Annotated in this window: 9 protein-coding genes; 2 read left to right on the forward strand and 7 right to left on the reverse strand. The window is 57.2% G+C overall.

The window, feature by feature from the left end:
• Nucleotides 1–3: 3 nt before the first annotated feature.
• Nucleotides 4–507, reverse strand: coding sequence for a hypothetical protein (locus JOE56_RS02315; RefSeq protein WP_204514649.1), 504 nt, complete (start codon nt 505–507; stop codon nt 4–6).
• A 101-nt stretch (nt 508–608) separates the two neighbouring features.
• Between JOE56_RS02315 and JOE56_RS02320 the strand changes: the two genes are divergently transcribed.
• Entirely contained in the window at nt 609–1,373 is a 765-nt protein-coding gene (locus JOE56_RS02320; protein ID WP_204514650.1) for a LysM peptidoglycan-binding domain-containing protein, read from the forward strand.
• Nucleotides 1,370–1,801 (forward strand): Rv3235 family protein, encoded by a 432-nt coding sequence (locus JOE56_RS02325; RefSeq protein WP_102237588.1) that lies wholly within the window; start codon nt 1,370–1,372, stop codon nt 1,799–1,801. Before JOE56_RS02320 ends, JOE56_RS02325 begins: the two co-directional genes overlap by 4 nt.
• Nucleotides 1,802–1,839: 38 nt before the next feature.
• On the opposite strand, the gene secA is transcribed toward JOE56_RS02325, so the two are convergent.
• The 6 genes from secA to mtrA form a co-directional block, all read right to left on the reverse strand.
• On the reverse strand, nt 1,840–4,542 hold the full coding sequence (secA, locus tag JOE56_RS02330) for a preprotein translocase subunit SecA (protein ID WP_204514651.1): 2,703 nt from the start codon (nt 4,540–4,542) through the stop codon (nt 1,840–1,842).
• Nucleotides 4,543–4,662: 120 nt separating this feature from the next.
• Nucleotides 4,663–5,325 carry a ribosome hibernation-promoting factor, HPF/YfiA family gene (hpf, locus tag JOE56_RS02335; RefSeq protein ID WP_338028610.1) on the reverse strand — a complete coding sequence of 221 codons (663 nt, stop codon included), beginning with the start codon at nt 5,323–5,325 and terminating at the stop codon, nt 4,663–4,665.
• A gap of 49 nt (nt 5,326–5,374) precedes the next feature.
• Complete coding sequence (locus JOE56_RS02340; RefSeq protein WP_204514653.1) at nt 5,375–5,959, reverse strand: ComF family protein; 585 nt, start codon at nt 5,957–5,959, stop codon at nt 5,375–5,377.
• Between the two features lie 120 nt (nt 5,960–6,079).
• Nucleotides 6,080–7,756: an LpqB family beta-propeller domain-containing protein gene (locus JOE56_RS02345; RefSeq protein ID WP_204514654.1), complete on the reverse strand. Its 1,677-nt coding sequence runs from the start codon at nt 7,754–7,756 to the stop codon at nt 6,080–6,082.
• Nucleotides 7,756–9,432, reverse strand: a complete 1,677-nt coding sequence (mtrB, locus tag JOE56_RS02350) for an MtrAB system histidine kinase MtrB (RefSeq protein ID WP_204514655.1) — start codon at nt 9,430–9,432, stop codon at nt 7,756–7,758. The genes JOE56_RS02345 and mtrB overlap by 1 nt, the downstream gene beginning before the upstream one ends.
• Nucleotides 9,429–10,109 (reverse strand): MtrAB system response regulator MtrA, encoded by a 681-nt coding sequence (mtrA, locus tag JOE56_RS02355; RefSeq protein WP_204514656.1) that lies wholly within the window; start codon nt 10,107–10,109, stop codon nt 9,429–9,431. Before mtrA ends, mtrB begins: the two co-directional genes overlap by 4 nt.
• Between the last annotated feature and the right edge of the window lie 122 nt (nt 10,110–10,231).

The following is a 10,231-nucleotide window of genomic DNA, read 5'->3' on the forward strand; positions in this document are numbered from 1 at the left end:
CCACTATTCGGGAAGTGCCCATACGGCGTGAATCCCCGAAAGCGGCACAACATCGAATTCTCTGCCTGAACGCAACTGCACATAGTCGCTCCCCACGGCGTCGATACTCCCCTCGGTGAAACCACCAGCAAACTCCACCCGCACGGGAATTCGCTCTCGAGCCCAAGCGCGTAGAACTGACATCGGGCTCATCATCCCTGGCTCACTATGTACGCGCGACGTCATTCGCACCAGCTCCACATGAGCGAGCATGACCAAGACGGTGCGTGACTCTTGCGACAACACGACCCACGATTTACCACATCTGTCGACGACCCCTCCGATGCCACGCTTTTCCACCCACAGCGTGACTGCTTTGCCTTGCGCACCCGAAAGTCTTTCCGCCAGGCTTCGCTCAGCGAACGCTTCTTCTACCAGATCGGCCTGCTGCCCCATGCGCTCATGCGCATCACTGGCATCGACCTGCGCCGCCATGTCGTCGAAAAGCTGATCCCACCGATCTGTCATACCGTCATACTGCCATACTCTTATAATCCTTATTCGAACATTATTGACTTTTAATTACCTTCCATGGGTATAGTTAATTATTGATGTTTCAAGGAGGAAACATGCTTCATCGAATAATCGGAGTCTCAGCGGCTCACGCAGCTCTCTGTTTCATGGCAGCCGTCTGGCACCAGCACGCTCTAGACGCGATTCAGTCAGGTGACGTGAGCATGATGCTCATCGCTGCCTGCGTGTGCTTAGCAATCGTTGCGGGTATCCGGCTTCAGCTTGCCGTCTTCACCGTGGTCATCGCTTCATGCGTTCGCCGGTTCGCGCCAAGTTTGGGCCACACCCTTTCGCAACTTGCGATCTGGCTGGCACCTTCGCACTTTAAGAAAGGCATCGCTGTTGCTGTAGGACTCGTCATCGCAAGTGCAACACATGCCACCGCGGCACCTATGTGGCCCACAAGCGCCCCATCTTCACCTGTCGCTGAGGCACCACAACAAGCGACTCCGTCACCGATCTGGCCCACCAGCACCTTGCCGTCACCGCATGTGGAAACACCCGGACCTGCACTGCCCTCACCTACGTGGCCCACGACCAACTCTGAACGACCTCGGGAAAGTGTGGCACCTGCACAGTCACCGTCGCAGCAGAGCGAACCCATACCCAAGGAGAAACCAACACCTAATCAGAACACTGAGCATAAGAAGGAACCAGCGCCCAAGGAGAAGCGCACCTACACCGTTCGTAAAGGCGACTCACTGTCGAAAATTGCACAAAAGATGAAAGTCGACCCCGACGCGCTATACAAAGCGAACCGCTCAACAGTAGGCAAGAACCCCAACTTGATCTTCCCCGGACAGGAACTGATCGTGCCATGACCGCACAACTCGAAGCGCCCGTTATTCGCAAACCGCACGCGCGCACATCTCACACCAGGCCCACACCTGCAACACCACGCAAGCCACGCACAGAAACAAGCGGTGTCGACAATGTCGTGACCGCGCTTGCCGTCGCCTGCGTTGAAATCATGCAAGGGCGACGCTCTGCTTCAACGCTCGTCAGATGGGCCACTCCAGAACTTATCGACCGCTTACGCACGTTCGCGCAGGTGCGCACCAAACTTGCCCGCACACGCCCTGCCCCAGCAACCCGCATCTCGCCGGGAGCCGTGAGGGTGTGTCACTTGCGCGCAAACGTGGTTGAAGCAAGCGTCAACATCATGAGCCCAGATCGGCGACGCGCGGTCGCGTTACGCCTGGAGAGCACCTCCGGACGGTGGATCCTCCACGAGCTCGTCATTGTGTGAAGCTCACTCGCGTCGAGCTTCACCGCAACGAGTACTGCCTAGCGCTTCTTCTTTTTCTTGGCCTGCCGGCGCTGCTGGCGGTTCTTTGGAGCTTCGTCCTTGGGTTCGTCGTCAGGGGTGACTTCGGTACCGCCGTCTTCGGAAGGCGCAGACAAAAGCAACCTGGTCTTCTTCTGCTTGAGCTCTTCCGCTTCGACCTCAACAAAGTCGTCCGATGGATCCTCTAGGTCCTTACCCGGGTTCACCGTCACCTTGACTTCCAGCGTGTTGGTCAAGCGAACGACGTCCTCCTTGATGCCTTCCTGCATCTGGTTGAACATGTCGAAGCCTTCACGCTGATACTCCACAAGAGGATCGCGCTGCGCCATTGCACGCAGGCCAATACCGTTCTTGAGGTAGTCCATTTCGTACAGGTGATCGCGCCAACGCTTGTCGATTACGCTGAGGATCACGCGACGCTCCATTTCGCGGGCGCCTTCTTCGCCCAGCTGTTCCTCGCGTTCACCGTACGCAACTTCCATGTCAGACAAGAGCTCAGTGAACACTTTGTCGCGGGTCAGTGAAGTCTTACCACCGGCATCTTCGATGAGTTCCTCAGCCGTGATCGTGGGTTCGTACAGTTCACCAATAGCGCTGAAGAGTGCGTCCAGGTCCCAGTCTTCTGGGCTTCCAGCCGTTGCACCGTTGACATACGCCTTCACAACGTCTTCGCGGAAGTTCGAAACCTGCTCGTCGAGGTCTTCACCTTCAAGAACCTTGTTGCGCTCACCGTAGATCACCGTGCGCTGGCGGTTGAGGACGTCGTCGTACTTGAGAACGTTCTTACGCTGTTCGGCGTTGCGCTGTTCGATCTGCGTTTGAGCGGACAAGATCGCACGGGTCACCAGCTTCGACTCAAGTGGTTCGTCTTCTGGCGCCTTGGTCATGGTCAGGATGCGCTCGGCTGCATTGGCGCCGAACAGACGCATCAGGTCGTCGGTCAGCGACAAGTAGAATCGCGACTCACCCGGGTCACCCTGACGGCCTGCACGACCTCGGAGCTGATTGTCGATACGGCGTGATTCGTGACGTTCGGTACCCAGAACATACAGACCACCGAGTTCACGTATTTCCTTGGCTTCTTCTTCTACGCGCTCTTCAATCTCAGCCAGGACGTCCTGCCACGCTTCTTCGTACGCTTCGGGGTCCTCGTGCTGGTTGTAACCGCGCTTTTCCATTTCGGCAACGGCAAGGTGTTCGGCATTACCGCCCAACATGATGTCGGTACCACGACCGGCCATGTTGGTGGCCACGGTGACCGAACCCTTACGGCCTGCAAGTGCAACGATCGCAGCTTCGCGTTCGTGGTGCTTGGCGTTGAGCACTTCGTGGCGGACTCCACGCTTGGCCAGCAAGCGTGACAGGTATTCGCTCTTTTCCACGCTGGTGGTACCCACCAGGATGGGCTGACCTTCTTCGTGGCGCTCGGCAATGTCGTCGACAACCGCGTTGAACTTGACTTCCATGTTGCGGTACACGATGTCGGTGTGGTCAACACGCTGGTTGGGCTTGTTGGTAGGGATCGGAACAACACCCAGTTTGTACGTGGAGTTGAATTCTGCCGCTTCGGTTTCCGCAGTACCGGTCATTCCGGACAGTTTGTCGTACATGCGGAAGTAGTTCTGCAATGTGATGGTGGCCAGAGTCTGGTTCTCGGCCTGAACCTTCACACCTTCCTTAGCCTCAATTGCCTGGTGCAGACCTTCGTTGTACCGGCGACCTTTAAGAATACGTCCCGTGTGTTCGTCAACAATGAGTACTTCACCGTCAAGAACCACGTAGTCCTTGTCGCGTGTGAACAGTTCCTTTGCGCGAATCGAGTTGTTCAGGAAGCTGATGAGCTGAGTGTTAGATTCGTCGTACAGGTTGCCAATACCCAGGTAGTTTTCCACCCGCTCGATACCGGCTTCCATGACACCAACGGTGCGCTTCTTTTCGTCGACTTCGTAGTCGCGGTCGCGCTTCAAACGCTTCACCACGGTCGCGAAGTCGCCGTACCACCGGTCAGCGTCACCTTCGGACGGGCCAGAAATGATCAGTGGTGTACGCGCTTCGTCAATCAGAATCGAGTCGACCTCATCGACGATCGCGAACGCGTGGCCACGCTGCACCTTGTCGTCTGCAGTCCACGCCATGTTGTCGCGCAAGTAGTCGAAACCGAATTCGTTGTTGGTGCCATATGTAATGTCGGCGGCGTACTGCTTACGACGTACGTCGGGGGTTTGCTGAGAGAGGATGCACCCCGTTTCCATTCCCAAGAAACGGAAGACGCGCCCCATCAGTTCAGACTGGTAGCTGGCCAGATAGTCGTTCACGGTCACTACGTGAACACTGCCCCCAGTCAAAGCGTTCAGATACGCCGGAGCAGTCGCAACCAGTGTCTTACCTTCACCGGTCTTCATTTCAGCAATGTTGCCCAAGTGCAGAGCGGCACCACCCATGAGCTGCACGTCGTAGTGCTTGAGCCCCACCGTACGGGAGCTCGCTTCACGGACAGCCGCGAACGCCTCGGGAAGAATTGAGTCCAGCGATTCACCGTCTTCGAATCGTTCTTTAAACCGATCTGTCTCTTCGCGTAGTTCGGTGTCTGACAGCTTTTCGAACTCTTCCGACAGATCGTTGATCGCCGTGGTGTAGTTACGCAGTTTTTTGAGTGTGCGTCCTTCACCCCTCCGGAGCAACTTCTCCAGGATATTGGCCACGATTCTCCTCGACTGGTAGGTGGACGATTTACCGCATGATAAATCCGCGCCTCAGTTTAGCGCGGTTGAACGGTGAACACACAATGTGGCCGGCTCTCAGGCCGGCCACATGCGCGTTTGTTACTCTTCAGTCATTTCAGGGTCCAAGGCGATGACGCCATAGCTCCATCCACGTCGCTTGTAGACCACCGATGGCTTCTTGGAGTCCTCATCGATAAAGAGGTAGAAGTCGTGCCCAACCATCTCCATGCGGTTAATCGCTTCATCGAGCGCAACGGGAGTTCCAGCGAAGGTCTTTTCACGCAAGACCACAGGTGAGTCACCTTCTGACGGGACACGGCCACCCGTGTGGTCAACGTTCTGCTGGTCCTGTTGAGCTTCGCGCTGCTCTGCTTCACCCTCAGCGGGAATCACAGGGTCAATGACTTCCATTTGCGAAAGAACTTCAGCGGTTGACGCGTTCCGGTGCTTACCCTGGCGCGAAATTTTCTGGCGGTCCCGTGCGCGACGCAAACGCTCAAGCAGTTTGGCCCACGCAAGGTCCAGGGCAGCGTACTTATCGGATGCCGTGGCTTCTGCGCGCAACACGGGCCCTTTAGCAATCACCGTAATTTCAACACGCTCAGTGTTTTCTGGCTGGCGCACGTTGGGGTCGTGTGTGAGAACAACTTCAACTCGGAGGGCGCGAGGTGCGAGCTGTTCAACTTTGGAGACTTTGTCCTCTACATGCGCCCGGAAGCTCTCAGAAAGGGTGACGTTGCGTCCTTTGACTACGATGTCCACGATGCTCTCCTTTGCACCTCGAAAACTGATCACCATAAATGGTGATAGTTCATTCTTCCCTATTTTCTTCGCAGTTTCTATTATCTGAGCCCGTAATCCCGATACTCGCAACAGCAGTGACATCTATGTGGGATTCGCGCAAAACTCGCGCTGACTCCGCCACGGTCGCTCCGGTCGTCACAATGTCGTCCACGATGATCACCCGAACATCCCGCGGCCACTTGGCAACGACCTCGGGGTGGGAAATACGGTGCGTCCCCCGCACGTTCCGGCGCCTCCCGTGCGCCCCGGAACCCACCTGATCGCCACGGCCACGGACCGCCAACACCGGGGCGACGCGCAGTGGAAAACCGTCGCGGATGAAGTGTTCGGCGGCATTGCGGGCAAGCACCTCCACGTGGTTGCCCCCGCGTTTCCGTGCCGAGGTGACCCGGGCCGGGACTGGAACCACGAGTACCGGCGCCGAACTTACAGGAGCGTCGTCCAAAGCGCTTGCTATTGCACGCGCAAGCATGAGACCCAGAACTGGGCCCAAATCGCGACGGTCGTGTTCTTTGTAGTTGACGAGAACATTCCGCATCACACCCTCGTACGGCCCTGCCCCATAGGCTTTGACGGTTCCGTACCGTGGCATGGAGGAGATTGGGTCGGTGTCGAGGCTTCTGACGCAAGCCCTGCACAGGGACACAGTTTCACAACCGCACCCGCCGCATGCGCGCGGAATCAGAAGGTCGACAAACTCCGAGAGCATGTGTCACCCGGGGTAGGCGGGGTCCCTGATGTCGGAGTCCAGGAGGCGTTGCCACGATCCGGATGTGTATGTGAAGAGTTCCCCGTTGCGCGTGCCCACGCGGACTGACGAGGTGTCCCCGCCCGAGGTGATCGAAACCCCTTCTGACACCGTTCCCAGCGCTTCCGAGGTTCCGCTTACCTTCTGAATGTATGGCTGGGCGGGTTCTTCTGCAGTGCGCGCTGCCAGCATGGCGAGGTCTTGCGTACCCGCCCATGAGACGTCTTCAATTTTCTTGAATCCCGTTGCGACTTTAAGCGTTGAGTCGCCGGTGAGTTTGGTGGGTTTGTTGTCACCATCGCGCGAAATACCCACGACGTCCATACGGGATTGATCCTTTGAACGGGATAGGACGATGATTCGGGTTCCGTCTGGCGAGACTCGCACGGCACGAACGTCTTTGTTGTTGACGAACGAAAGCTTGATGCGTGCGAGTTCGCCCGATGAGCGGACGGCAAGAAGGTCACTCCCGTCGCGGTCGACAGTCCATACCCAGCCAAACCGGTCGAAGCTGGGCCCAACGAAGTTGCGGCCCACAAGAATTTGGTTGGATGACCCGTTTTCTCGGTCAAAGAAATTGATCTCTTTGTTCGTTTTGCTCAGCCACGCGATCGATTGCCCGTCCGTGCTCACGGCTGGCGATTTGCCACCGTCCATGCGCGGAGATTTGTCAATGCTCTTGCGTTCGTTTCCGCTGAGTAAGACCAGGGAGTCTTGCGAAATCGCGACGGCAATGTTTTCGGCCGTGGTCTTCGTGCTTGCCGGCACCCCGCTGGTGAGCGAAGCGTCGGGAGTCTGGAGTTCAAGCGAAGTCACGGACCCCAACGACAGAAGTGTCGTTTCAAGTTGAGTGAAGATCCGTTCTCGCGTTTTGCTGTCCAAGCCGGTTGCGCTTAGTCCCACATCGGCTTGACCGTCGTGGGTTGTGACCGACTGCGGTGTCAACGAGGTGTTGTCCGGGATGGGCGAGACAACTGCACCGGCCAGATAGCTGGCGGGCCCGTCCAGCGTTGCTCGCACCATGTCCGTTGCTGTTGAGGAGGTGCGGAGGAACCACCGCAGGTCTGGGACCAGGTAGTTGAAGTCGGGCGTGTAGAAGTGCAGGGGCAACGGGCGGAACATGTTGTCGAAGTTGGTGCGGGACACCAGGAGCCCGTCGGGTGCTTCTGAGATGCGCCACTCACCGTTGACTTGGCGTAGGTGGAATTCCATGGTGGCCGAGGTGTCGGCCTCGTTTTCGTGAAAGACTCCCCTTTCGTCGAGTCCCGCGCTAACGGGGATCTCGAAAGACACTGTCTGTGAGTCGGTTGCGATGTTGGTAGTGACCGAATCCAGGCTGACTTCGCGTTTCACAATTTTGACGCTTGAAGTTGGGTTCCACTCTGCTGCCAGTGAGTCGGTGAGGAATGACCGGGCAACACTGAAGTTGTTGTTGAAGCTCGCACCTGCGGTGATAAAGCCGCGCACGATCGCGTCTGGCCCGTCGCCGGGTTTGGGTCCTTCTGCGTCGACGCGAGTTTGGGCGCCTGATTCGGGGTCAACGGTAATGGTTCCCACTTGGCTGTCGGAAGGGATGCGGGCGCACGCGCTGACGCCTGCCAGCAGGACAATACAGGCGAGTACTGCAAACAATCGGCGCATCAGCTGTCCTCCTCTTCAACCACGATAGGGATACTGCCGGTGTGAACGCGAACAGAGCCGTCCGAGGTGGATGGTCCTGCCACAATTGACGCGCCTTGAACTCGGGCGTCGGCCGGAGGAAGTGGCAACGGTGAGCGGGTGATGGTGCTACCTGCCCGTCGGGGAATGGTGAGGCGGAAACAGGTTCCATCACCTTTGCGTGACCAGACTTGTAGCCACCCGTTGTGGAGGTGAGCGTCTTCCAGCGAGATCGCAAGCCCGAGTCCAGAACCGCCGAGCGTTCGCTTACGGGATGGGTCGGCTCGCCAGAACCGGTCGAAAACGTTTTCCAGCTGTTCGTCGGTCATTCCGATTCCGTGGTCGCGAACTGAAACGGCAACCGCTTGGGCGTTGGACCCCACGTACACGTCGATCCGGTTTTCTTCACCGTGCTCTACCGCATTGACAACCAAGTTGTTGACGATTCGCGAAATACGGATCCTGTCGGCTTCGGCCATCACCGGGGCGGAAGGAGCGTGAATGAGAATCTCCGTGTTCGCCTGGTCGGCAACCATCGACACACTTTCAACGACCTCGGACACAATCTCTGTCATATCCACTGGCTTAGCCAGCAAATTCGCGGCACCAGCGTCGTGGCGAGAGATTTCAAGCAAGTCACCCAACAAGTTTTCGAAGCGTTCGACCTGCGAGTTGAGGAGTTCGGCTGACCGCCGCGTCGATTCGTCGAATTCGTCGCGTGACTCGAAGATCATGTCTGAAGCGATGTGGATCGTGGTCAGGGGCGTGCGGAGTTCGTGCGACACATCGGAGACGAACTGGCGTTGCAAAACAGTGAGTCGCTCCATGCGTTCAATCTGATCTTGCAAGTTGTCAGCCATGTCATTGAATGACTGTGCGAGTGTCGCGATTTCGTCATGGCCGGAAACCGGCATGCGCTGGTTTAGATCGCCGTCAGCAATCTTGCGGGCCACCTCGGACCCAGCTTTGACAGGAACCACGACAAACCGGGTGACCAGCCATGCAACGCCACCCACCAGAACAATGAGAACCACGCCTGACACTGCCAGCGCACGTTGCACAAAATCCAGGGTGCCTTGTTCTTCTTTGAGGTCGGCAACCGTATAAAGAACGAAATCGCCTTGCCCGTTGACGGTGAGACGCTGCGCGACGATCAGGCCTGGGCCCTCCGTACCTTCCAGCTGAACAGACTGGAACTTCTGGTATCCCGCAGGTGATTCACGGATCGATTCGCGCAACTCCGGGCTGATGTCCGAAACGGAGATCGGCTCATACCCCGTTGTGATGGCAACGAGGGGCGGTACTTTTGAGTTTCCGACTGGTTCAAGTGCGATGGACTGCAGTTGCAAGGACGAACGCGACAACATTGAACGCAGTTGCGCGTTGAGCGCGTCGGCTGCCTCTTGCGAATCGGACAAGCCCGACAAGGCTTCCAGTTCAGCCACATAACCGTTGGTTGTGGCAGACACGTCTGACTGTTTGGACTCAAACAGTCCACGGGCGATCTGTTGCGACAAATACGCACCCACCCCGTAGATTGCGACGATGGTGAACACGATGGTCACCGATACGACGCGAACCTGAAGCGAATGCGTAAAGGTCCGAACTACCCACCGAAACAGGATCCGGATCCACGCCTGAACCCGGCGCCAACTCACTGGCTGTGACCAGCCTTGTAACCCACACCTCGGACGGTGACGACGATGTCAGGCTTTTCCGGGTCCTTTTCAATCTTGGACCGCAAACGCTGCACGTGAACATTCACCAAACGCGTGTCAGCCGCGTGACGGTAGCCCCACACTTCTTCAAGCAGGGTTTCACGCGAGAACACCTGCCACGGTTTCCTGGCCAAGGCCACCAGAAGTTCAAACTCAAGTGGCGTGAGGCTCACTGGTTTGCCGGCCTTTTCCACCGTGTGACCGGCAACGTCAATCGCCACGTCACCCACCTTCAGAATCTCTGGTGCCGACGGTTCGCTCATGCGGAGGCGGGCACGCACACGGGCCACGAGCTCTTTGGGCTTAAACGGTTTAGGAACGTAGTCATCTGCGCCGGATTCAAGGCCTTTAACGACATCCACGGTGTCGGACTTGGCCGTCAGCATCACAATAGGAACGCCCGACTCTTCACGGATTTCACGGCAGACTTCTAAGCCGTCTTTTCCGGGCAACATGAGGTCTAACAGAATGAGGTCGGGACGCACGGATCGGAATGCTTCCAGGGCACCGTCACCTGTTGCGCAAAAGTGGGGTTCAAATCCCTCACTTTTCAAAACGATACCGATCATTTCAGCAAGGGCGGTGTCGTCGTCTACGACCAAGATTCGAGCGTTCATACCCCTATTGTCCAATACTGTGCGCGCGTTCCCAATTGTTTGCGTGTTTTCGCGTGTGCGGGAACATTTTGCGCCAACATTTTACAGTGTCTCAAGTGACATTCACCTGAGTGGTTCCACCT

Origin of the sequence: Brevibacterium paucivorans (genome assembly GCF_016907735.1) — a bacterium.
In the GTDB taxonomy this organism is placed as follows: Bacteria; Actinomycetota; Actinomycetes; order Actinomycetales; family Brevibacteriaceae; genus Brevibacterium; species Brevibacterium paucivorans.